This is a genomic window from Pseudomonas sp. C321 (assembly GCF_055407105.1).
In genome coordinates, this window is the sequence record NZ_JBUZRB010000008.1 from 63334 (window position 1) to 86644 (window position 23311).

Consider the following 23311-nt stretch of genomic DNA (forward strand, 5'->3'; position numbering starts at 1 on the left):
AAACGGGTAATGGTGATGAACATATATCGCAATGCAGTCGCCTGGTTCATACAGGCAGTGCTCGTGTCGGCAGGAGCCAACGCAATGGCAAGCAGTCTTGTTTTACCCACCACCGCGCAGTTGGCCGGCCACTGGGAGTTACACCAGCAGGAGCAGGTTTGCGCGCTGGACTTGATTGAAAACGCCAGCGCCCTGGGCGGGGACGTAGCCTGCGCCGAACAATGGCTGGGGGATAACCTGCGGAGTTGGTCGCCGACACCCGATGGCATTTGGCTGATGAATGCCGAGGGCACAGGTATTACCCATTTGAATCGCCAGAAAGAGGGCGAATATCAAGGCCGTTCCAAGTCAGGAGCCGTACTCGTATTGAAGCGGGCACCTTATTAGCGCAAGTTATCGGTTATATCCTTATAACTATAAGTCCATAGCCTGGGTTGATAAAGCGTTGTGATTTAACGCAAGTGCATTCGCTCGCCTGTCACTTTTAACGATGTTCATGTTTTTGAAATTTTGCCCGTCCGTTAGTTGGGCGCCCGGCAAACTATTGTGCGTATTTCAGCTCAGGGAAGATCAAGCAACATGGCGAAGACCACTCCCGTTGCACCACTGTTCAAAGCGCTTGGCGATTATAAAAGCATCCTGATCAGCGTCGGCTGCTTCACGGCACTGATCAATGTGCTGATGTTGGTGCCGTCTATCTACATGCTGCAAGTCTACGACCGTGTCCTGTCGTCGCAGAACGAAACCACCCTGGTGATGTTGACGCTGATGGTGGTGGGCTTCTTTGCCTTTATCGGCGTGCTGGAAGTGGTGCGCAGCTTTATCGTGATCCGCATCGGCAGCCAGTTGGAACGGCGCTTCAACTTGCAGGTGTACAAGGCCGCCTTCGAGCGCAACCTGCAGCGGGGCGAGGGCCATGCCGGGCAATCCCTGGGGGATTTGACCCACATTCGCCAGTTCATTACGGGGCCGGCGCTGTTCGCCTTTTTTGATGCGCCGTGGTTTCCGATCTACCTGCTGGTGATCTTCCTGTTCAACGTCTGGCTCGGCGTGCTGGCCAGTGCCGGCGCGGTGTTACTGATCGCCCTGGCGTGCCTTAACGAATACCTGACCAAAAAACCACTGAGTGAGGCCAGCGGCTACTCCCAGCAGTCCACCCAACTGGCCACCAGTCACCTGCACAACGCCGAAACCATACAGGCCATGGGCATGCTCAGCGCGCTGCGCAAGCGTTGGTTTCAGGTGCATTCGCGGTTTCTTGGCTTGCAGAACAAAGCCAGCGACACCGGTTCGGTGATCAGTTCCCTGAGCAAGTCTTTGCGCCTGTGCCTGCAATCGTTGGTGCTGGGTTTGGGCGCGCTGCTGGTGATCAAGGGCGATATGACGCCGGGGATGATGATTGCCGGCACCATCCTGATGGGCCGGGTGCTGAGCCCCATTGACCAGTTGATTGCGGTGTGGAAGCAGTGGAGCTCGGCCAAGCTGGCCTATCAGCGCCTGGACGGCCTGCTGCGAGAGTTTCCCCCGCAGGCCGAACACATGGCGCTGCCGGCACCCAAGGGCCAGGTGAGTTTCGAACAGGTCAGCGCAGGCCCGCCGGGGCGGCGGGTGGCGACCTTGCAACAGGTCAACTTCAGCCTGGCGGCTGGCGAAGTGCTCGGCGTGCTGGGCGCCTCCGGCTCCGGCAAATCCACTCTGGCGCGGGTGCTGGTCGGGGTGTGGCCAACCCTGGCCGGTACCGTGCGCCTGGACGGTGCCGATATCCATCGCTGGGACCGCGACGACCTCGGCCCGCACATCGGTTATCTGCCCCAGGACATCGAACTGTTCAGCGGCAGCATCGCCGACAACATCGCGCGCTTTCGTGAAGCCGATCCCGATCTGGTGGTGCGGGCCGCCCAACAAGCTGGCGTACACGAACTGATTCTGCGTTTGCCCCAAGGCTACGACACCGTACTGGGCGACGACGGCAGCGGCCTCTCTGGTGGCCAGAAACAACGGGTGGCCCTGGCTCGCGCGCTGTACGGCGGGCCGCGATTGATCGTCCTCGACGAGCCCAATTCCAACCTCGACACCGTCGGTGAAGCGGCGCTGGCCAGCGCCATCATGCAGATGAAAACCCAGGGCAGCAGCGTGATCCTGGTGACCCATCGCTCCTCGGCCCTGGCCCAGGCCGACAAGCTGCTGGTGCTTAACGAAGGTCGCTTGCAAGCCTTCGGCCCCAGCCAGGAAGTGCTCAGGGCGTTGTCAGGTCAGCAGGACCCGCCACGGGAAAAGGCCGGCATCAGTCTTAGCCGTCAATACCAAGCTGGAAGGAATCCAGGCGCATGAGCATCGATAACAGCACCCAAATCAACCATGACTACGAACAGACCCACCCCGAGCGCGGCGCAGGGTTCTTCTCCCGCCTGGGCTGGCTGTTGACAGTGGTCGGCGCCGGCGGATTTTTTCTCTGGGCCAGCCTTGCGCCCCTGGATCAGGGCATTCCAGTGCAGGGCACGGTGGTGGTCTCGGGTAAACGCAAGGCCGTACAAACCCTCAGCCCCGGCGTGGTCAGCCGGATACTGGTGCGCGAGGGCGAAGTGGTGAAACAAGGCCAACCGCTGTTTCGCCTCGACCAGACGCAAAACCAGGCCGACGTCCATTCCTTGCAAGCCCAGTACCGCATGGCCTGGGCCAGCGTCGCCCGTTGGCAGAGCGAGCGCGACAGCCTGCCTGGCATCAGCTTTCCGGCCGAGCTGAGCGCCAGTCCCGATCCGGCCCTGGCCCTGGTGCTTGAAGGCCAGCGCCAACTGTTCAGTAGCCGCCGCGAAGCCTTAGCCCGTGAGCAGGCCGGCATTCGCGCCAACATCGAAGGCGCCACCGCGCAATTGAATGGCATGCGCCGCGCGCGCAGTGACCTGAGCACCCAGGCGCAATCCCTGCGCGATCAACTGAGCAACTTGCAACCCTTGGCCGACAACGGCTACATCCCACGCAACCGGCTGATGGAATACCAGCGCCAACTGTCCCAGGTGCAACAGGACCTGGCGCAGAACACCGGGGAAAGCGGTCGCGTTGAACAAGGCATTCTTGAATCGCGCCTGAAATTGCAACAGCACAGCGAGGAATACCAAAAGGAAGTCCGCAGCCAACTGGCTGACGCACAGCTGCGCAGCCTGACCCTGGAGCAACAGCTGACCTCTGCCGGTTTTGACTTGCAGCACAGCGAAATCAACGCCCCGGCCGATGGCATCGCGGTCAACCTTGGCGTGCACACCGAAGGCGCGGTGGTGCGCGCCGGTGAAACCCTGTTGGAAATCGTGCCCCAGGGCACGCGTCTGGAAGTGGAGGGGCATCTGCCGGTCAATCTGGTGGACAAGGTCGGCATGCACCTGCCGGTGGACATTCTCTTCACCGCTTTCAACCAGAGTCGCACGCCCCGAGTGCCGGGAGAGGTGAGCCTGATTTCCGCCGACCAGATGCTCGATGAAAAAACCGGTGCGCCGTATTACGTACTGCGCACCACGGTCAGCGACGATGCCCTGGAAAAACTCCACGGCTTGGTGATCAAGCCGGGCATGCCAGCCGAGATGTTTGTGCGTACTGGTGAGCGCTCGTTGCTCAACTACCTGTTCAAGCCGCTGCTGGATCGCGCCGGCTCAGCGTTGACCGAGCAATGAGCATGAAACCAGTGTGCCTCGTCCTTTTGCTCGCGTGCAGCAGCGCCCAGGCGGCGATGGGGCCGTTTGATGTTTATGAACAGGCGCTGCGCAACGATCCAATATTCCTCGGCGCCCTCAAGGAGCGCGACGCGGGCCTGGAAAACCGCACCATCGGCCGCGCCGGGCTGTTGCCCAAGCTGTCCTACAACTACAACAAGGGCCGCAATAACTCCCAGGCCACCTTGCCCGATGGGCGTGGCGGCAATTATCACGACGATCGTAACTACAACAGCTTCGGCTCCACCTTCACCCTGCAACAACCGTTGTTCGACTACGAAGCCTATGCCAACTACCGCAAGGGCGTGGCCCAGGCGCTGTTTGCCGATGAGAGCTTTCGCGACAAGAGCCAGGCGTTGCTGGTACGGGTGCTCAGTTATTACACCCAGGCACTGTTTGCCCAGGACCAGATCGACATCGCCCGGGCGAAGAAGAAAGCGTTTGAGCAACAGTTCCAGCAAAACCAGCACCTGTTCAAGCAGGGCGAGGGCACTCGCACCGACATTCTGGAGGCCGAATCGCGTTACGAGCTGGCCACCGCCGAAGAGATCGAAGCCCTCGATGAGCAAGACGCTTCGCTGCGTGAGCTTGGTGCGCTGATCGGCGTGCAGAGCGTCAACATCACCGACCTTGCACCGCTGAGCGAAGGCTTTGCCGCGTTTACCCTGGCCCCGGCCAATTACGACACCTGGCATGAGCTGGCGATAACCAACAACCCGACCCTGGCCTCCCAGCGCCAATCCCTGGAAGTGGCCCGTTATGAAGTGGAGCGCAACCGCGCCGGGCACTTACCTCGCGTCACCGCCTATGCCAGTTCCCGGCAGCAGGAATCCGACAGCGGCAACACCTACAACCAGCGCTACGACACCAACACCATTGGCGTCGAAATCAGCATGCCGCTGTATGCCGGTGGCGGCGTTTCAGCGTCCACCCGCCAGGCCAGCCGTGCCATGGAGCAGGCCGAGTACGAACTGGAAGGCAAGACCCGGGAAACCCTGATCGAACTGCGCCGCCAGTTCAGCGCCTGCCTGTCGGGGGTGAGCAAGCTGCGTGCCTACCAGAAGGCGCTGGTATCGGCCGAGGCGTTGGTGGTCTCGACCAAGCAAAGCATCCTCGGCGGCGAGCGGGTCAATCTCGATGCCCTTAATGCCGAGCAACAGCTCTACAGCACCCGCCGCGACCTGGCCCAGGCCCGTTACGACTACCTGATGGCCTGGACCAAATTGCATTACTACGCCGGCAACCTGCGCGATACCGACCTGGCCAAGGTGGATGAGGCATTCGGCCGTTAGTTTTTTTGTAGGGGCGAATAACAATAAAAGGAAGTTTTGCATGAGCACTAATCCACGATTCACCACCGGTTCCTTGCTGCTGTTGACCGCGGTACTGCCGGCCACGGCCCACGCGCTGTACAGCGAAACCGGCCAACGTGGCGACCCCGCCAGCTGGCGCTCTGGCGAATACCAGAGCGACTGGGGCCTGGACCGCATGAAAGCCAATGAGGCCTACGCCACTGGCATCAGCGGCAGCGGCGTAAAGATCGGCGCGCTGGACTCGGGCTTCGATCCCAACCACCCCGAAGCGTCGAAGGATCGTTTTCACCCGGTCACCGCCAGTGGCGTCACTGGCGCGCTCAACCCCAACAACGACTCCCATGGCACCCACGTCACCGGCACCATGGGCGCTGCCCGTGATGGCGTGGGCATGCACGGCGTGGCATACAACGCGCAAATCTACGTCGGCAATACCAACGCCAACGACAGTTTCCTGTTTGGCCCGACCCCAGACCCGAAATACTTCAAGGCGGTCTACAGCGCGATGGTGGATGCCGGCGTGCGGGCGATCAACAACAGCTGGGGCAGCCAACCCAAGGACGTCAGTTACAAGACCCTTGGCGACCTGCATGCGGCCTACGCCCAGCACTACAACCAGAACACCTGGCTGGATGCCGCCGCCGATGTGGCCAAGGCTGGAGTGATCAACGTGTTCAGCGCCGGCAACAGCGGCTATGCCAACGCCAGCGTGCGTTCGGCCTTGCCGTACTTTCAGCCTGAACTGGAAGGTCACTGGCTGGCAGTGTCGGGCCTGGACAAGGCCAATAACCAGAAATACAACCAGTGCGGCATCGCCAAATACTGGTGTATTGCCACGCCGGGCGCGCTGATCAACAGCACCATTCCCGACGGCGGCTACGGGGTGAAGTCCGGCACGTCGATGTCGGCGCCCCATGCCACCGGCGCCCTGGCGTTGGTGATGGAGCGTTACCCGTACATGAACAACGAGCAGGCCTTGCAGGTGCTGCTGACCACCGCCACGCAACTGGATGGCTCGATCACCGATGCACCCACCAGCAAGGTTGGCTGGGGCGTGCCGGACCTGGGCAGGGCGATGCATGGGCCGGGGCAATTGCTCGGGCTGATGGACGTGAGCCTGGCCGCCGGGCAGGGCGATGTGTGGAGCAATGCCATCTCCGACAAGGCGCTGATCCAGCGCCAAACCGAAGACAGCGTCGAGCACGCGGCCTGGCAGCAAACCTTGCAGGACAAGGGCTGGGAAAACGGCCTAAGTGCCACGGCCAGCCAGCAGGACCAGACCGACTACGCCGTCGGCACGGCCCGTGATGCTGCGGCGGCCCAGCGCGTGTATGAAGGCAGCCTGATCAAGTCCGGTGCTGGCAGCCTGGTCTTGACGGGGGATAACACCTATCGCGGTGCGACCACCGTCAACGGCGGCTTGCTGGCGGTCAACGGTTCGCTGACGTCCGCCGTCACGGTCAATGACAGCGGTACCCTCGGTGGTTCTGGCCGTATTGCTGCGTTGCTGGTGAAAAACGGCGGCACCGTCGCACCGGGCAATTCGGTGGGCACCTTGCAGGTGGCGGGCGATGTTGTGCTGCAAGCCGGCTCCACCTATGCGGTGGAACTGACCCCCAACCACAGTGACCAGATTGTTGCGGGCGGCAAAGCTGTGTTGGGCGGCGGCACCGTCACCCTCGCCCTGGAAAACAGCCCGACGCTGCTTAGCCAGAGTGAGGCCCAAAGCCTGATTGGTCGGCAGTACAACATCCTCCAGGCTGCTGGCGGGATTGAGGGGCAGTTCGGGGCGGTCTTGCCCAACTACCTGTTCCTTGGAGGCACCCTCGACTACGCCGCCAATGCCGTGCAACTGGATATCGCCCGCAGCGACGCCAGCTTTGCCAGCGTCGGCGCCACCCGTAACCAGCGCTCTGTCGCGGCCGCTGCCGAACAACTGGGTGCGGGTAATCCCGTGTATGAAAGCGTACTGCGTTCGGACTCCCTGGCCTCGGCGCAACAGGCGTTCCAGCAGTTGTCCGGGGAAATCTACCCGGCGATTGGCGCGACGCTGATCAATGACAGCCGTCACCTGCGCGATGCTGTCGGCGAGCGCCTGCGCCATACCCCGGTCGCCGGCGAAAGCAACGTCTGGGTCAAGGCCCTCGGCGCGTGGGGCAAGGCTGACAGCCGCCGCGAAACCGCCGGCTACACCCGTTCCATCGGCGGGATGTTGGCGGGTGTGGACGGTGCGCTGGATGAGGAAACCCGCCTGGGGCTGGTGGCCGGCTACAGCGACAGCTCGCTGAGCATGGGCAGCGGCACTCACTCTTCGGCATCCATCGACAGTTACCACTTTGGTGCCTATGCCGGGCATGAACTGGGTGACTGGCGCCTGAGTGCCGGCGCGGCCTACAGCTGGCATCGCGGCGACGTCAAGCGTGACTTGCAATACGGCGAAGTCAGCGCCAAGCAAAAAGCCAAGGTCGATGCCCGTAGCGTTCAGGTCTTCACTGAGGCCGCGTACCGCTTGAACCTGCAAGCCCTGGCCTTGGAGCCTTTTGCCAATCTGGCCTATGTGCATCTGGACAGTGATCGCCTCCACGAAAAAGGCGATGCCGCGGCGCTGGAGCGTGGCAGTGATCGTCGTGATGCAGTGCTGAGCACCTTGGGTCTGCGTGCCTTGAAAACCATCAACCTTAATGACCAGCAGCAACTGGACCTTTCCGGCTCGTTGGGCTGGCAGCACAGCCTGAGCGCCATTGAATCCGAAGAGCATCTGGCGTTTGTCGCCGGTGGACCGTCGTTTGCGGTGCAGAGTTCGCCGCTGCTGCGCGATGCCGCACTGGTGGGCGTACAGGCCAGCCTGGCGTTGAGCAAAACCACGCGGATCAACCTGGACTACAACGGCCAATTGGGTGGCCGGGAGAAAATTCAGGGCGTTGGTTTAAGCCTGAACTGGCAGCTCTGAACTTGAGTACGCAGCCTCGCTACGGGGGACTCGAAACAGAAGTGATTCAACACGTGCAATAAAAACTAAGGAAGGTCACCGTGAAACTAAAAAACCGTGGGTTACACACCGCCATTCCAACAGGCCCGGGCTATCCGCTCAAGGCCCTGAGTTGCGTGCCATACGGCGCGCTGCTGTGTTGCCTGGCCAGCCTGGGTACCGCCCAGGCCGCACCCTACGTGGAAACCGGCAAACTGGGGGATGCTGCCAGTTGGCGCAGCAATGAGTTCAAGGCCGACTGGGGCCTGGGCGCCGTGCATGCCGATGCGGCCTACGCCGCTGGCTACACCGGCAAGGGCGTGAAGCTGGGGATCTTTGATCAGCCGGTCTACGCCCTGCATCCGGAGTTCGCCAGCCCCGGCAAGGTGGTGACGATTGTCACCGAGGGTATTCGCCAATACACCGACCCGTATATTCCGGTGAAGGCCGGCGATGCCTTTCGCTACGACGGCACGCCGTCCCTGGGCTCCAACGGCAAGCTGGGCAATCACGGCACCCACGTCGGCGGCATTGCAGCAGGTAACCGTGATGGCGGGCCAATGCACGGCGTGGCGTTTGACGCGCAAATCATTACCGCCGAAAACGGCGACCCCGGCCCCGAAGACGGCATTATCCTCGGCAACGACGGCGCGGTGTACAAGGCCGGCTGGGACGCCCTGGTGGCCAGTGGCGCGCGGATTATCAATAACAGCTGGGGCATCGGTATCGGTGACCAGTATGCCAAGGGCGGTCGCGATCCAGGGTTTCCCAATTTCACCGTCAACGAAGCCCAGGCGCAGTTCGATAACATCCGGCCGATCCTCGGAACTGTCGCTGGCGGCGCCTATCAAGGCGCCATCGACGCTGCCCGCAGCGGTGTGCTGACCATATTCGCCGCCGGCAACGACTACAACCGCAATAACCCGGATGCCATCTCGGGCCTGGCGTACTTCGTGCCAGAGATCGCCCCCAATTGGCTGTCGGTGGCGGCCTTGCAGCAGAACCCCAACACTGCCAGCCCTGATCCGTACGTGATCAGTACCTTTTCCTCACGGTGCGGTTACGCCGCCAGCTTCTGTGTCTCGGCGCCCGGCACCAAGATCTACAGCTCGGTGATCAACGGCACCACCCTGGAAAACCTGACCACCGACTACGCCAACTTCAACGGCACGTCCATGGCCGCGCCCCATGTGGCGGGCAGTGCGGCGGTGTTGATGGAGCGTTTCCCGTACATGAGCGGCGATCAGATCTCCACGCTGCTGAAAACCACCGCCACCGACCTGGGCGCCCCCGGCATCGACTCGCTGTACGGCTGGGGCATGATCAACCTGGGCAAGGCGGTGAACGGGCCAGGGATGTTTATCACCGCCGAGGATATCCCGGCTGAATTTCGTATCGATGGCGCTTATGGCAGCGGCCAGTTTGTCGCGGACTTGCCAGGGATTGGTGCCGTGGTGGACGCCGGCAAACCGACCCAACGGCTGTGCACGGATGTGCATTGCGGGCTGGATGTCTGGAGCAACAACATCTCGGGTCACGGCGGGTTGACCAAACAAGGCATCGGCGCGCTGGTGCTCACCGGCAGCAACACCTACAGCGGCCCGACCCTGGTCAATCAAAACCTGCTGGCGATCAATGGCTCGGTCACCTCCGATGTCACCGTCAGCAACAGCGGCGTGCTGGGTGGTTCCGGGCGCGTCGGCTCACTGACGGCGAAAAGCGGCGGCACCGTGGCACCGGGCAACTCCATCGGCACTTTAAACGTGGCGGGTGATGTCAGCTTCGACGCCGGTTCCACCTACGCGGTAGAACTGTCGAACACCAGCAGCGACCAGATCGTGGCAGGCGGCAAGGCCACCCTCAACGGCGGCACGGTGACCCTGGCCCTGGAAAACAGCCCGACCTTGCTCAGCCAGACCGAGGCCCAAAGCCTGATCGGTCGCCAGTACAACATCCTCCAGGCAGCGGGTGGCATCACCGGCAGCTTCGGTGCCGTGTTGCCGAACTACCTGTTTGTCGGCGGCAACTTGAACTACGCCGCCAATGGCGTGCAACTGGATGTCGCGCGCAACGCCAACAGCTTTGCCAGTGTTGCCGCCACCGACAACCAGCGCTCAGTGGCCGCAGCCGCCGAGCAATTGGGCGCAGGGAATGGTGTCTATGAAAGCCTGCTGTTGGCGCCCAATGCCGCGTCGGCCCAAGGGGCGCTCCAGCAGTTGTCCGGGGAAATCTACCCGGCGCTGCAAACCGCGCTGATCAATGACAGCCGCTACCTGCGCGAAGCGGTTGGCGAGCGTTTGCAGCAAGGGGAAATGGGCGCTGCCAGCCAGACCGTCGACAGCCGTGGCAACGTCTGGGTCAAGGCCCTCGGCGCCTGGGGCAAGACCGATAGCCGCAGCGACACGGCGGGCTACACCACCTCCATCGGCGGCATGCTCGCGGGTGTCGACGGTGCGCTGGATGAGGACACACGCCTGGGCCTGGTAGCCGGTTACAGCGACACGTCGCTGAACATGGGCAGCGACACCCACTCCCGGGCGTCGGTGGACAGCTACCACCTCGGTGCCTATGCCGGTAAGGAAATCGGCGCCTGGCGCCTGAGTGGCGGGGCGACCTACAGCTGGCATCGCGCCGATGTGAAACGTGAGCTGCAATACGGCGAAGTGGCTGGCAAACAGAAAGCCAAGGTCGATGCCCGCAGCACCCAGCTGTTTACCGAAGCGGCCTATCGCTTGAACCTGCAACCACTGGCTCTGGAGCCGTTCGCCAACCTGGCTTACGTGCACCTGGATACCGACGGTTTTACCGAGAAGGGTGACGCTGCGGCGCTGAAAAGTGGTGATGACAATCGCGACCTGGTGCTGAGCACCCTGGGTGTGCGGGCGTTGAAGACATTCAACGTGACCGATCACCAGCAACTGGACGTGTCCGGCACCTTGGGCTGGCAGCACAACCTCAGTGGCACCGAGTCCGAGCAACACCTGGCGTTTGCTTCAGGCAGCACGCCGTTCTCGGTGGAGAGTTCTCCGATGGTGCGGGATGCGGCGCTGGTGGGCGCGCGGGTCAGCCTGGCGCTGAGCAAGGATGCGCGGGTCAATCTTGACTACAACGGCCTGCTGGCCAGCAAGGAGAAAGTCCACGGGGTGGGGTTGAGCCTGGATTGGGCGTTCTGAATCGTTGACCGATCGTTCTCACGCCCTGCGTGGGAACGATCATCTGCGTGTGTTTCAGCTTTCTCGACAATTCCAACAAAAGAGAGGCAATACCATGGGTGTCTTTGACTATAAAAACCTCGAAACCGTGGACTCCAAGGCGCTGTTCGCTGATGCCATGGCGATCACGCTGTATTCCTACCACAACCTGGATAACGGCTTTGCCATGGGCTACCAGCACAATGGCTTGGGTCTGGGATTGCCGGCGACCCTGGTGGGTGCTTTGCTCGGCAGTACCAACTCCCAGGGTGTAATCCCCGGCATTCCCTGGAACCCTGATTCGGAAAAAGCCGCCCTGGACGCTGTACAAAAAGCCGGCTGGACGCCCATCAGCGCTAGTGCTCTGGGCTATGGCGGCAAGGTCGACGCCCGAGGCACGTTCTTTGGCGAAAAAGCTGGCTACACCACTGCCCAAGTGGAAGTGCTGGGCAAGTACGATGACGCCGGCAAATTGCTGGAAGTCGGCATTGCTTTTCGCGGCACTTCAGGGCCGCGGGAAAGCCTGGTCAGCGACTCTATCGGCGACCTGATCAGCGATTTGCTGGCGGCCCTGGGGCCCAAGGACTACGCAAAAAACTACGCCGGCGAAGCGTTCGGCACCTTGCTCAAGGACGTCGCCAGCTACGCCAGCACCCAAGGCCTGACGGGCAAGGACGTGCTGGTCAGCGGCCATAGCCTGGGCGGCCTGGCGGTCAACAGCATGGCTGACTTGAGCACTAATAAATGGGCGGGTTTCTACAAGGAGGCCAACTACCTGGCGTTTGCTTCACCGACCCAGGGTGGCGGCGATAAAGTACTGAACATCGGCTATGAAAACGACCCGGTGTTCCGCGCCCTCGACGGTTCATCGACCAACCTGTCATCCCTGGGTGTGCACGACAAACCCCATGACTCGACCACCGACAACATCGTCAGCTTCAACGATCATTACGCCTCGACGCTGTGGAATGTCTTGCCGTTTTCCATCGTCAACCTGCCGACCTGGATTTCTCATTTGCCAACCGGCTACGGCGACGGCATGACCCGTATCCTCGACTCGACGTTCTATGACCTGATGACCCGCGACTCGACGATTATTGTCGCCAATCTGTCGGACCCGGCCCGGGCCAATACCTGGGTGCAAGACCTCAACCGCAATGCCAACCCCCATAAGGGCGATACCTTTATCATCGGCAGCGACGGCGACGATCTAATTCGGGGCGGGGCTGGCAGAGACTTCCTGGAAGGTGGCGCGGGCAACGATACCCTGCGCGACAGCAGCGGCCACAACACTTTTGCTTTCAGCGGGCACTTTGGCCAGGATCGGATTATCGGTTATCAGGCGACTGACACGTTGGTGTTCAGCGGGGTGGAGGGGCCATCGGATTATCGTGAACATGCCAAGGTAGTGGGCAGCGATACGGTGCTCAGCTTTGGGGCGGATTCGGTGACGTTGGTGGGAGTGGGGCTCAATAGCTTGTCGGCGGACGGAATCGTCATCACCTGAGTAAAGGCAGTAATCGGCTCCCCTCGTAGCCTCGTTCTACTCGAACGCGGCTACGAAAGGGGGGAGGCACGCCACAACTGAATCAGTCTTCCTTGCGCACCGTCGCTACATCATCAGCCTTGACCCGCACATGTTTGCCGGAAATGTCGACGAACTCGTAGAAACCATCGGCGGTCTTGGTTTTTGGTATGTCCTTGGTCAAGTACTGGGTACCGTTCTGCAAGGTCACGACGGTCTGCGTCGAGCAACCGGCCAATACCAGAAAAGTGAGTACAACCAGCGGCAGACCCAAGTTTTTCATGTTCATAACCCTTACCTTCATCCTTCAAAAGTCCCGTGCCAAGGCGCTACGGGCAACAAATGTTACGCGCAACCACCCCCATCTGATCACTTTTGTGCAAAAAGTTGCGTGCGCCACTGATCTATTACTGATTGCAACGGCTGGCGGGGGACGGCACTCTGTATGCATAACCAGTGTTTGCTCAAGTGCCCGTGATGTCCAACCCCCTGGAAGACCCGTTCTACTACCTGCATAACTTCCGCCAAGTCCTCGACTGGCTTGGGCAGCGTTATGCCGATTTGCTGGACCACGACGAACAGCATTTCATTGCGCAATTCGACAGCTTGCCGCAAGCCTCCCAGGCGCTGCTGGTGCGCATGATCATGCGTAAAGGTGTGCACTTTCGGGCGAGCAAGCTCAACTATGCCGAGATCGGCCCGGTGCATGCGGCAGTCTTGCCCCTGATAGAGCGGGGTTGGGTAGATGAGCAATGTCTCTTGCCGTTTGAACAGGTGTTCGCGCTGTTGCAAAAAGGCGAGATCCTGGGGGCCTTCAAACCCTGGATCGATCAACCGAAGGGGAAAAAATCTGACTGGCTGCCGGTGTTGTCGGCGCAGTTTGCCGAAACCCGCAGCTTCCAGCACTGGTGCCCGGAAGTGGACGACCGGCTCTACAGCCTCACCGTCATGGACCTGTGCGACCGGCTGCGGCTGATGTTCTTCGGCAACCTGTACCAGGACTGGTCGGAGTTTGTGCTGGCGGACCTGGGAATCTACACCTACGAAAAAGTCCCGTTCTGCGCCGAATCCCGCGGGCTGCGCAGCCGGGACGATGTTCACGGGTTTGTGTTTCTGCACCAATGCCAGCAGGCCTTTGAAGCCGGCGAGGCCTTGGGGGCTGTGCTGGAACAGATCGCCACCTTGAGCACCGACAACCCCTGGCTGGAAAAACGTCGGGCCAAGCTGTTGTTTCAAGTGGGCCAGCACTGTGAGCGAGTCGCCGAGCTGGCGCTGGCCGAAACGATCTACCGCAGCTGTGCCTATTCCGGTGCGCGGGCACGGCTGATCCGGGTGCTGGAGCGGCAGGAAGATTTTGCCCAGGCCATGAGCCTGGCTCAGCTCGCACAGCAGTTACCGCAAAGCGCCGCCGAACAACAGCACCTGCTGCGAGTGTTGCCACGGCTGCGGCGCAAGCTCGGCGAGCCGGCCTTGCCCAAGCCAAGGCCACGGGAAGTCCTGCGCCTGGACCTTGAACTGCCTGCGGACCCGATGATGTCGGTGGAGTACTGCGTTCAGGCGCATTTGAGCGACGTCGCCGCACCGGTGCATTACGTCGAGAACAGCCTGATCAATTCACTGTTTGGCCTGCTGTGTTGGCCGGCGATTTTCGCGCCGCTGCCAGGGTCGTTTTTCCACCCGTTCCAGCGTGGCCCGGTGGATTTGCACAGCGAGGACTTTCACCAGCGCCGTGCCGAATTGTTTGCCGGGTGCCTGGATGAGCTGAGCGACGGGCGCTACAAAACTACCCTGCGCCAACGCTACACCGAAAAGTGGGGCATACAGTCACCGTTCGTGTTCTGGAACGTGCTCAGCGAAGAGTTGCTTGAACAGGCCCTCGACTGCCTGCCCGCCGAGCATCTGCGTCACTGGTTCGAGCGCCTGCTGCTGGACATCCGCGCCAACCGCGCCGGCATGCCGGACCTGATCCAGTTTTGGCCCGCACAGAAAACCTACCGCATGATCGAAGTCAAAGGCCCCGGCGACCGCTTGCAGGACAACCAATTGCGCTGGCTGGAGTTCTGCGGCGAGCATCAGATGCCGGTGACGGTCTGCTACGTGCGCTGGGCGGAGCAGGGCGCTTGAGCTACACGGTTGCCGTGCGGGCACTGTGCGAGTTCACCGCCAAGGTCGGTGACCTCGACCTGCGCTTTACCCCGTCCCCGAGTGCCCAGGAAGGCATCGTCGGCCACCGCACCGTCGCTTCGCGGCGCAGCGCCCACTACCAGAACGAGGTGGCGCTGGAAGGTGAGTACCAACAGTTGAAAGTCAGGGGCAGGGCAGACGGCTACGACCCGGACCACAACCGGTTGGAGGAAGTGAAGACCTACCGTGGCGACCTCGACGCCCAGCCGGCCAACCACCGGCAATTGCACTGGGCGCAGGTCAAGATTTACGGCTGGCTGATGTGCCAGAAGCTGGGGCTTGCGGAGATTATCCTGGCCCTGGTGTATTTCGATATTGTCGGTGAACAGGAAACGGTGTTGAGCCACAGTTTTCAGGCGGCTGACCTGGAACAGTTCTTCAATCAGCAGTGCGCGCTGTTTCTTGGCTGGGCCGAGCAGGAGATGCACCAGCGCGAAGCCCGTAACACTGCCGCCCAGTCCATGGCCTTTCCCCATGCCGACTTTCGTCCCGGCCAGCGCTCCCTGGCCGAATCGGTGTACAAGGCTGTCAGCACCGGCCGCTGCCTGATGGCCCAGGCACCGACCGGCATCGGCAAGACCGTTGGCACGATCTTCCCGATGCTCAAGGCCCTGGCGCCCCAGCAGTTGGACAAGGTGTTTTTCCTCACGGCGAAAACCCCCGGCCGCAAACTGGCCCTGGATGCAGCGCAGGTGCTGTATGACGCAAGCCCGAACCTGGTGCTGCGAGTGCTGGAGCTGGTGGCTAGGGACAAGGCCTGTGAACACCCGGACAAGGCCTGCCACGGCGATTCCTGTCCACTGGCCAAGGGTTTTTATGATCGCCTGCCTGGCGCCCGCAAAGCCGCCGCCAAGGTCCGTTTGCTGGACCAGCGCAACCTGCGGGATGTGGCCCTGGCCCATGAGGTATGCCCCTACTACTTGAGCCAGGAAATGGCCCGCTGGACCGATGTCGTGGTCGCCGACTACAACTACTATTTTGACTTTGGCGCGATGCTGTTCGGCCTGGCCCAACTCAACCAGTGGCGCGTCGCCGTGCTGGTGGACGAAGCCCATAACCTGGTGGAGCGGGGCCGCTCGATGTACAGCGCCGACCTTGATCAGTACGCCCTCAAGACCCTGCGCGATACAGCCCCCGAACCACTGAAGAAACCCTTGCAGCGCTTGAACCGCGAATGGAACGTCCTGCACAAGGAACAGATCGCCCCGTACCAGGCCTATGGGCAAAAGCCGGACAAACTCCTGCAAGCCTTATCCCTGTGCACCAGCGCCATGGGGCAGTATTTCAACGACCACCCGCAAGCGCTCAGTGGTGAACTGCAAACCTTCTACTTCGACGCCCTGCAATTTTCCAGGGTGGCGGAGCTATTCAACGAGCATTTTATCTTCGACATCAGCAAGCGCGAACTGGCTGGCAAGCGCAGTTCATCAAGGCTGTGCCTGCGCAACGTGGTGCCTGCCGAGTTTATCCGCCCACGGCTGACTGCCGCCCGCAGCAGCGTGCTGTTTTCCGCGACCCTGAGCCCTCGACATTACTACACCGACTTGCTTGGGTTGCCAGCCGATACGGCGTGGATCGACGTCGAGTCACCGTTCAAGGCCGAGCAGTTGCAGGTGCGCATTGTTGATCGGATCTCCACCCGTTTTGTCCATCGCCAGGCATCGCTGGAGCCGATCGTGGCGTTGCTCGCCGAGCAGTTCGCGCTGCAGCCTGGCAACTACCTGGCGTTTTTCAGTAGCTTTGATTACCTGCAACAGGTGGCGCAATTGCTGGCCGAGCGGCACCCGCATATCCCGTTGTGGCATCAATCGCGGGGCATGGCGGAGGCCGAGCGCCAGGCTTTTCTCGACCAGTTCACCCAGCACAGCCAAGGCATCGGGTTTGCCGTATTGGGGGGCGCCTTTGGTGAAGGTATCGACCTGCCGGGCACTCGCTTGATCGGGGCCTTTATCGCCACCCTTGGCCTGGCGCAATTGAACCCGGTCAACGAGCAAATGAAGCTGCGCATGGGGGCCATTTTTGGCTCTGGCTATGACTACACCTACCTGTACCCTGGTATCCAGAAGGTGGTGCAGGCGGCGGGCAGGGTGATCCGCAGCCAGCAGGACCAGGGCGTGGTGATGTTGATCGATGATCGCTTTGCCGAATCGCGGATCAGGCAGTTGTTGCCCCGTTGGTGGTCGGTGGCCTGAGCATCACTGCGGCGGGTAAACCGCATCGCGCAACTGCCGGGTAAACAGGCCGGACATGCCTTCATAGGCGGTGTTGGTCAGTGCTACGACAGTGAGTTTTTGCTGCGGGTCGACAAACCAGCTGTGGCCATAGGCGCCGCCCCATTGCAGCGTGCCTTTGGACTGGGGCGTACCGCTCAAGGCGGGGTCATCCAGTACCGCCCAGCCATAACCAAAACCCCAGCCAGGGCCCTGGGTTTGTGCGTGTGGGCCGACTGAGTCGGCCATCATCAACTGCACGCTACGGCTTGTCAGAATAGGCGCGCCGCCCTGGCGGATAACTTCCAGAAAATGCGCAATATCTCCGGCTGTCCCGGCCATGCCGGCACCACCGGACGGGTAGGCGCGGGGATCGAGGATACGCCGCACATCAAACAGCGCGGTGCTGTTGCCACTGGTGATGGTGGCTTGATCAACCATGCGCAGCGGCTGCGGCGAGCCGTCCTGATAGGCGGCGGACAGACGTGACAGATCAGTGACGGCAAATCCGGTATCGCGCAAGCCCAACGGATCGGTGACCGACACCTTGAGCAGGACCTGCAGGCTGCTGCCGGAAGCTTTTTCCAGCACGGCGCCCAGCACGTCAGTGGCCATCGAATACTGCCAGCCGGTGCCTGGCGTATAGCTCAAGGGCACGCTGGCGATGCGCGTAAGGTTCTCCGCCAGGCTCATCTGCGGCTCGTCCAGCCCATCTGAAACGCCAGCGGTGCGATACGGGCCGTGAGGGTTTTCCAGAAAACCGTAACTAAGGCCAGCCGTATGATTGAGTAGTTGGCTGACGGTGATCACCGGGGCGGTGCCATCTGCAAGCCTTGGGCTAAAGGTGGGAAGCCAGCGGGTGACCGGGTCGTCCAGACGCAACTTGCCTTGCTCTACCAGGCGCAACGCAGCGGCCGATACCAGCGGTTTGGTGACAGAGGCCAGGCGGAAAATGGTCTCTTCGGTCATTGGCCGACCGGCTTCTCGATCCGCCAACCCCGCTGCCCGGTGATACACCAACTGCCCGTCGCGTAGCACCAGCACCACCGTGCCCACCAGGCGTTTATCGGTGATAGCGCTGTCGATCACTGCGTCCATTCGCTGTGTCAACAGCGGGTCCGGGCTGTCGGCGTTGGCGAAGGTGGCACACAGGGAGGCGGTCAGGGCGACCAGGCTTTTGGCGCGTAGTTGCATGGTTCAGGCTCGCTCAATGGCAATGACTGTCAGCCAATATGACCGGCTCGGCGTTGCAAGACCACCACCCTGGGCATTGATGACGTCAATGATGCTGGTGCAAACCCGGTCGTTGCAGCAGTCTTCCTTGAGCCCTGTCCATACAAGGAACCCAGTGATGAGCGCCATTGAGCAGCAGACCGTCAAGGTCAACGGCATTGATTTGAGCCTGCACATCGCAGGCCCCGAGAGCGGTCCGCCAGTGTGGTTGCTCCATGGTTTTCCCGAGTGCTGGCACTCCTGGCGCCTGCAAATTGCGGTGCTGGCGGCGGCGGGGTTTCGAGTGTTTGTGCCCGAGATGCGCGGGTATGGAAAGAGCAGTGCACCCTCTGATATCGCTGACTATGACGTGCTGACGTTGTGCGCCGACATACAGGGCGCCATGGACCTGTTTGGTCACCAGCAGGTCTGCATGGTCGGCCACGACTGGGGGGCTGTGGTGGCCTGGCACCTGGCGTTGCTGGAGCCTGCGCGCGTTACCTCCCTGGTGACGATGTCGGTACCGTTCGCCGGGCGCGCGAGGCGACCGGTGATCGAGATCATGCGCGAGCTGTACGCCGACCGTTTCAACTACATCCTGTACTTCCAGGACCCCGGCTTGGCAGAGCGCGAGCTGGATGCCGATATCGAGCGCACCTTGCGGTTGTTCATGCAGGACCAGGATGTGTTTTTGCAGAAAAAACCGGCCACGGCCAAACTGCTGGAAGGTGTCGCGCTGCCTGGCGCGTTACCGGACTGGTGCAGCCAGCACGACCTGGATATTTACGTGCAGACCTTCGCCGATGGCTTTCGCGGCCCGTTGAACTGGTACCGCAACTTTGAGCGCAATTGGCAACGCAGTGAGTTTCTCGCCGGTAAACAGGTGCGGCAGCCGACGTTATTCCTGATTGGCGACCGCGACCCGGTGGGCGTATTTGAAGCCCATACCCTCAAGCGCATGCCCGAGGTGGTACCGAACCTGCAGCAGCATGTACTGCCCAATTGCGGGCACTGGATTCAGAACGAGCAGGGACAAAGGGTCAACGAACTGCTGCTCGATTTTCTAAGACAAACAAACTCTCTCGGCTGATCAGCCCTTGGCCTTGGCCAGATACGGCGCCAGGCGCCGTCCCATCTCGTCACCCAAGGCCTGCAAACCACTCAACGGGCGAATCATTACTTCAAATTCGATGATCTGCCCTTGTTCGTTGAAGCGAATCAGGTCGATGCCCTTGAGTTGTTTGTCGCCGACCCGGGCGCTGAACTCCAGGACTACGCTGTTGCCATCTGCTGTCGCCAGCTCGCGATGGTAGACAAAATCTTCAAAGACCTTGAATACAGTATTGAGAATCATCGACACCACCGGCGCGCCGGGGTAGGGCGTATGGGCCATGGGTGAGCGGAACACGGCGTCCGGGGCCAGCAGTTCGGGCAGGGCCTTCAAGTCGGCGGCAGCCAGCATGGCGTGCCAGCGTTGCAGCGTGTGGGCGGCCTCGGCGGACAATTTCAGATCGTCGGACATGTTCTGCACCTGTTCTTATGATTGGAAGGGCGTTGCACCCGACCAACCTTAAGAGCAGCACCGCGGCGGAATCAATGATCCAAATTGACAGTTATATGCCTTGAATAAACAGCGCTGTGTGACCATATCGGCTGAATAAAACCACTTGTTGGCCCGATTTCGGCTGCATCGGGCCAGTCTTGCCCAAGGCAGGTGTGGGTTTGTATCGCTGATGCGCCAAGACGGTGCATTGAACTCACTTGAACTTTGTACAACAGCGCCTCTTCTAAATGGATTAAGCCCCATGAGATTGCTGCTTGTGCCCAGAATAATTTTTCCGCAAACCCCTGAATCAACCCTTACCGAGCACACGGCCAAGATCTTTGGCTCGCCCAAGGACCGCCTGGATTTTTACCGACGAGAGATCCAGTACGAAACCACCATTCTCGCCAACCGCACTGACGCCTATCTAACGGCGCAGTCGTTCCTGGTGATCGCCTTTGTGTCTTGCATGAGCAACCTCAACCCGGAGTGGGGCAAGCTGTTCACTCTGGTGGTGCCGGCATTCCTGGCGTTGCTGGGGGTACTCAGTTCATTGAATGCCTGGCCCGGCATTCGTGCGGCCTACGACATCATTGACCACTGGCACTTCAAGCAAAGCGAGCTGCTGCGCAGCGAACCGGTGATGGGGCTGTCCTATGACGAATCGCCGCTGTTTTGCGAGACGGAGTCGTCCCACAAGGGCTATCGCAAGGCCTTGCTGTTTTCGGTGCGCACGCCCTGGCTGTTCATGGTGTTCTGGATGCTGCTGGGGGCTTTTGCGTTCTACATCCAGGTGGACAATCCCGGCTCCTGACCACTGATCAGTCGTGGTCAACTTGAATGAACTTCATTGCCCCTTGCGGACCCTTAACGTTAAGCACATGTGTTTGTGAGTGATCTGTAAGAGGTAGCGATGAACGATCAGTCCGAAACCCCGCTCTACGGTGAAGACCCGCAAGTGAGTGGCAGAAACGATCCTGCCATTGACGGTGGCTTGAACGAAGCGCCGGCTTCTGAATCGACGACCAAAGCGCCCAAGGACCCGCAACCCGCCAGTGATCCTGTGGCCAAGGACAATGAGTTCAGCCCGGACTTCAAGTCCGAGCAGGAGCCCAAGCCCGAGACCGACGGTGATATTGACACCCCGGGCGGCTAGAGGAGAAAACCATGTCATATGAAACCGAAGAACCCATCAACGACCCTGGCAACGAAGATCCAGGCTCCCTGATGGATGATGCCCAAGTACCCCTCATTGACCCGGCTGACCCGGCGGATGCAGGTAATGCCGAGCGTCAAGACTGACGATGGAGTCGCCTCACCACAACGACCTGTTTTAGCTGTAAACGACACCTGTGAAATTTACCGTTGAACGAGTGTTCAGTTTCAATTATGTTGGCTGCACCCCCCGGCTGGCGACAGCCGGGCTTGCGCTTTTTCTGATTGAACGAGAGGCACTGGCATGCGGTTTTCACCCTTTGTTGAGCGAATTGCAGGGCAGGGCGTGGCAGCCTGGGACATCCACCATGCAGCCTTCCAGGCAAGCAGCAAATGCGAAGACATCATTATCCTGAGCGTCGGCGACCCGGATTTTTCCACGCCGGCCTTTATCACCGACACCGCTATTAACGCCTTGCGCCAGGGTGATACCCACTACACCGAAATCCCCGGCCGCCCGGCACTGCGGGACGCCATAGCCGCCCGCTACAGCCAATCCCTCGCACGGCCTTTGAGCGCTGAAAACGTCATCACCGTTGCCGGGGCGCAAAACGCCTTGTTTGTTACCTCCCTGTGCCTGCTGCAGCCTGGTGATGAAGTGATCGTCCTTGACCCGATGTACGTCACCTACGAGGCCACCCTCAAGGCCAGCGGCGCGACACTGGTGCGGGTGCCATGCTCGGCCGAGTCAGGCTTTCGTCTCGATGCCCAATTGCTGGCCGCCGCAATAACCCCGCGTACTCGGGCGATCTTTTTCTCCAACCCCAATAACCCCACCGGCGTGGTCCTCAACCGCGACGAACTGCAATCCATTGCCGATCTGGCGATCAAACATGACCTGTGGGTGGTGGTGGACGAGGTTTACGAAAGCCTGGTGTTCGACGGCGAGTACCACAGCCTCGCCGCAGTAAAGGGCATGGCTGAGCGTTGCATTGTGATTGGCAGCCTGTCCAAGTCCCACGCCATGACCGGCTGGCGCATCGGCTGGATCATCGCCGAACCGACCATGGTCGCCCACGCCGAAACCCTGGTGTTGAGCATGTTCTACGGCTTGCCGGGCTTTGTCATGGAAGCGGCCACTGCGGCGGTGTTGGCCCACGACGAAGTGACCCGTGGCATGCGCGAAATCTACCTTAGTCGTCGTGACCTGGTGGTGGCCGGGCTCAGCGGTTGCCCAGGCATCAAGGTGCAGACACCACAGGCCGGGATGTTTGTGCTGGTAGATGTGCGTGACACCGGGCTCAGTTCCCTGGACTTTGCCTGGCGGCTGTTCCGTGAAGCGGGGGTATCGGTGCTGGATGCCGCCGCGTTCGGCGAACCGGCCCAGGGCTTTGTGCGGCTGTCGTTCACCCTGGGTGAAGTGCGCTTGGCCGAGGCCTGCGTGCGCATCTCTGGCTTTGTTGCCAAGCTTGTGCAAGAGCCGCGCGTGGTCCCGGTTGCCAGGATCATCACCGTGCAGCCCGCCGAAGCTAAAAAGATGATCGAGGTGCTCAACCTGCACAAACGCTTCGGCAATATCGAGGTGCTCAAGGGCATTTCCCTGACCGCCCACGAAGGCGAGGTGATCTCGCTGATCGGCGCCAGCGGTTCGGGTAAAAGCACCTTGCTGCGCTGCATCAACATGCTCGAAGTGCCGGACCAGGGCGGCATCCACGTCGATGGCGAAAGCATCAAGCTCAACTACGGGCGTCCCGGCGCGCCGCTGGTGGCCGACGCCAAGCAACTGGTGCGGATTCGCTCGACCCTGGGCATGGTGTTCCAGAACTTCAACCTGTGGCCCCATCGTACGGTGCTGGAAAACCTCATCGAAGCACCGACCCAGGTCCTGCGCGAAAGCCGCGCCGAGGCTATCGAACGCGCCGAAGCCTTGCTCGACCGCGTGGGCCTGGCGGCCAAACGCAATGAATACCCGGCCTTTCTCTCCGGCGGTCAGCAGCAGCGGGTAGCCATCGCCCGCGCCCTGGCCATGCGCCCCAAAGTCATGCTGTTCGATGAGCCCACCTCGGCCCTCGACCCGGAACTGGTGGGTGAAGTGCTGCGGGTGATTCGGTCGCTCGCAGAGGAGGGCCGCACCATGATCCTGGTCACCCATGAAATGGCCTTCGCCCGGGATGTTTCCAGCAAAGTCGCTTTTCTGCACCAAGGCTTGATCGAGGAAACCGGCACGCCGGACTCGGTGTTTATCGACCCACGCAGTGAGCGTTGCCGGCAGTTCGTCAACGCGCATCAAACTCGCTAACTCCATAATA

The 23311-nt window shown here is 61.0% G+C and carries 17 protein-coding genes; 14 read left to right on the forward strand and 3 right to left on the reverse strand.

Features of this window, described 5'->3' with window-relative positions; translation table 11 throughout:
- Positions 1-15: 15 nt before the first annotated feature.
- The 7 genes from ACZRJ6_RS21720 to ACZRJ6_RS21750 all read left to right on the forward strand — a co-directional run bounded on the left by ACZRJ6_RS21720 (position 16) and on the right by ACZRJ6_RS21750 (position 12680).
- Complete coding sequence (locus ACZRJ6_RS21720) at positions 16-387, forward strand: AprI/Inh family metalloprotease inhibitor (RefSeq protein WP_463970107.1); 372 nt, start codon at positions 16-18, stop codon at positions 385-387.
- A gap of 192 nt (positions 388-579) precedes the next feature.
- The gene (locus ACZRJ6_RS21725; RefSeq protein WP_463970032.1) at positions 580-2331 is read left to right on the forward strand and encodes a type I secretion system permease/ATPase; all 1752 of its coding nucleotides are present in this window, start codon (positions 580-582) and stop codon (positions 2329-2331) included.
- Positions 2328-3662: an HlyD family type I secretion periplasmic adaptor subunit gene (locus tag ACZRJ6_RS21730; RefSeq protein WP_463970033.1), complete on the forward strand. Its 1335-nt coding sequence runs from the start codon at positions 2328-2330 to the stop codon at positions 3660-3662. Before ACZRJ6_RS21725 ends, ACZRJ6_RS21730 begins: the two co-directional genes overlap by 4 nt.
- A 2-nt stretch (positions 3663-3664) precedes the next feature.
- Entirely contained in the window at positions 3665-4993 is a 1329-nt protein-coding gene (locus ACZRJ6_RS21735; RefSeq protein WP_463970034.1) for a TolC family outer membrane protein, read from the forward strand.
- Between the two features lie 40 nt (positions 4994-5033).
- Complete coding sequence (gene eprS, locus ACZRJ6_RS21740; RefSeq protein WP_463970035.1) at positions 5034-7964, forward strand: autotransporter serine peptidase EprS; 2931 nt, start codon at positions 5034-5036, stop codon at positions 7962-7964.
- Positions 7965-8110: 146 nt separating this feature from the next.
- A complete protein-coding gene (locus tag ACZRJ6_RS21745; RefSeq protein WP_463970108.1) occupies positions 8111-11155 on the forward strand; it encodes an autotransporter domain-containing protein in 3045 nt (1014 codons plus the stop codon).
- 94 nt (positions 11156-11249) lie between these two features.
- On the forward strand, positions 11250-12680 hold the full coding sequence (locus ACZRJ6_RS21750) for a polyurethane esterase (protein WP_463970036.1): 1431 nt from the start codon (positions 11250-11252) through the stop codon (positions 12678-12680).
- Between the two features lie 82 nt (positions 12681-12762).
- On the opposite strand, the gene ACZRJ6_RS21755 is transcribed toward ACZRJ6_RS21750, so the two are convergent.
- Positions 12763-12987: a YgdI/YgdR family lipoprotein gene (locus ACZRJ6_RS21755; protein ID WP_463970037.1), complete on the reverse strand. Its 225-nt coding sequence runs from the start codon at positions 12985-12987 to the stop codon at positions 12763-12765.
- 188 nt (positions 12988-13175) lie between these two features.
- On the opposite strand from ACZRJ6_RS21755, the gene ACZRJ6_RS21760 reads away from it, so the two are divergent.
- Positions 13176-14822: a VRR-NUC domain-containing protein gene (locus ACZRJ6_RS21760; protein WP_463970038.1), complete on the forward strand. Its 1647-nt coding sequence runs from the start codon at positions 13176-13178 to the stop codon at positions 14820-14822.
- The gene (locus ACZRJ6_RS21765; RefSeq protein ID WP_463970039.1) at positions 14819-17074 is read left to right on the forward strand and encodes an ATP-dependent DNA helicase; all 2256 of its coding nucleotides are present in this window, start codon (positions 14819-14821) and stop codon (positions 17072-17074) included. Before ACZRJ6_RS21760 ends, ACZRJ6_RS21765 begins: the two co-directional genes overlap by 4 nt.
- Before the next feature lie 3 nt (positions 17075-17077).
- Here ACZRJ6_RS21765 and ACZRJ6_RS21770 read toward each other — a convergent pair whose 3' ends face one another.
- Positions 17078-18286: a serine hydrolase domain-containing protein gene (locus ACZRJ6_RS21770; protein ID WP_463970040.1), complete on the reverse strand. Its 1209-nt coding sequence runs from the start codon at positions 18284-18286 to the stop codon at positions 17078-17080.
- Between the two features lie 157 nt (positions 18287-18443).
- On the opposite strand from ACZRJ6_RS21770, the gene ACZRJ6_RS21775 reads away from it, so the two are divergent.
- Positions 18444-19394 carry an alpha/beta fold hydrolase gene (locus ACZRJ6_RS21775; RefSeq protein ID WP_463970041.1) on the forward strand — a complete coding sequence of 317 codons (951 nt, stop codon included), beginning with the start codon at positions 18444-18446 and terminating at the stop codon, positions 19392-19394.
- On the opposite strand, the gene ACZRJ6_RS21780 is transcribed toward ACZRJ6_RS21775, so the two are convergent.
- Positions 19395-19826 (reverse strand): nuclear transport factor 2 family protein, encoded by a 432-nt coding sequence (locus ACZRJ6_RS21780; protein WP_149414194.1) that lies wholly within the window; start codon positions 19824-19826, stop codon positions 19395-19397.
- A gap of 283 nt (positions 19827-20109) precedes the next feature.
- Here ACZRJ6_RS21780 and ACZRJ6_RS21785 point away from each other — a divergent pair, with 283 nt between their 5' ends.
- The 4 genes from ACZRJ6_RS21785 to ACZRJ6_RS21800 all read left to right on the forward strand — a co-directional run bounded on the left by ACZRJ6_RS21785 (position 20110) and on the right by ACZRJ6_RS21800 (position 23301).
- Positions 20110-20661, forward strand: coding sequence for a hypothetical protein (locus tag ACZRJ6_RS21785; protein ID WP_463970042.1), 552 nt, complete (start codon positions 20110-20112; stop codon positions 20659-20661).
- A gap of 99 nt (positions 20662-20760) precedes the next feature.
- Positions 20761-21003: a hypothetical protein gene (locus ACZRJ6_RS21790; protein WP_463970043.1), complete on the forward strand. Its 243-nt coding sequence runs from the start codon at positions 20761-20763 to the stop codon at positions 21001-21003.
- A gap of 11 nt (positions 21004-21014) precedes the next feature.
- Positions 21015-21149 (forward strand): hypothetical protein, encoded by a 135-nt coding sequence (locus ACZRJ6_RS21795; RefSeq protein WP_463970044.1) that lies wholly within the window; start codon positions 21015-21017, stop codon positions 21147-21149.
- Positions 21150-21306: 157 nt separating this feature from the next.
- Entirely contained in the window at positions 21307-23301 is a 1995-nt protein-coding gene (locus tag ACZRJ6_RS21800; protein ID WP_463970045.1) for an aminotransferase class I/II-fold pyridoxal phosphate-dependent enzyme, read from the forward strand.
- Positions 23302-23311: the final 10 nt, after the last annotated feature.

Coding starts and splice junctions, on each gene's coding strand:
- ACZRJ6_RS21720 (WP_463970107.1), top strand. CDS start 16: ATGAACATATATCGCAATGCAGTCGCCTGGTTCATACAGGCAGTGCTC.
- ACZRJ6_RS21725 (WP_463970032.1), top strand. CDS start 580: ATGGCGAAGACCACTCCCGTTGCACCACTGTTCAAAGCGCTTGGCGAT.
- ACZRJ6_RS21730 (WP_463970033.1), top strand. CDS start 2,328: ATGAGCATCGATAACAGCACCCAAATCAACCATGACTACGAACAGACC.
- ACZRJ6_RS21735 (WP_463970034.1), top strand. CDS start 3,665: ATGAAACCAGTGTGCCTCGTCCTTTTGCTCGCGTGCAGCAGCGCCCAG.
- eprS (WP_463970035.1), top strand. CDS start 5,034: ATGAGCACTAATCCACGATTCACCACCGGTTCCTTGCTGCTGTTGACC.
- ACZRJ6_RS21750 (WP_463970036.1), top strand. CDS start 11,250: ATGGGTGTCTTTGACTATAAAAACCTCGAAACCGTGGACTCCAAGGCG.
- ACZRJ6_RS21755 (WP_463970037.1), bottom strand. CDS start 12,987: ATGAACATGAAAAACTTGGGTCTGCCGCTGGTTGTACTCACTTTTCTG.
- ACZRJ6_RS21760 (WP_463970038.1), top strand. CDS start 13,176: ATGTCCAACCCCCTGGAAGACCCGTTCTACTACCTGCATAACTTCCGC.
- ACZRJ6_RS21770 (WP_463970040.1), bottom strand. CDS start 18,286: ATGCAACTACGCGCCAAAAGCCTGGTCGCCCTGACCGCCTCCCTGTGT.
- ACZRJ6_RS21775 (WP_463970041.1), top strand. CDS start 18,444: ATGAGCGCCATTGAGCAGCAGACCGTCAAGGTCAACGGCATTGATTTG.
- ACZRJ6_RS21780 (WP_149414194.1), bottom strand. CDS start 19,826: ATGTCCGACGATCTGAAATTGTCCGCCGAGGCCGCCCACACGCTGCAA.
- ACZRJ6_RS21785 (WP_463970042.1), top strand. CDS start 20,110: ATGAGATTGCTGCTTGTGCCCAGAATAATTTTTCCGCAAACCCCTGAA.
- ACZRJ6_RS21790 (WP_463970043.1), top strand. CDS start 20,761: ATGAACGATCAGTCCGAAACCCCGCTCTACGGTGAAGACCCGCAAGTG.
- ACZRJ6_RS21795 (WP_463970044.1), top strand. CDS start 21,015: ATGTCATATGAAACCGAAGAACCCATCAACGACCCTGGCAACGAAGAT.
- ACZRJ6_RS21800 (WP_463970045.1), top strand. CDS start 21,307: ATGCGGTTTTCACCCTTTGTTGAGCGAATTGCAGGGCAGGGCGTGGCA.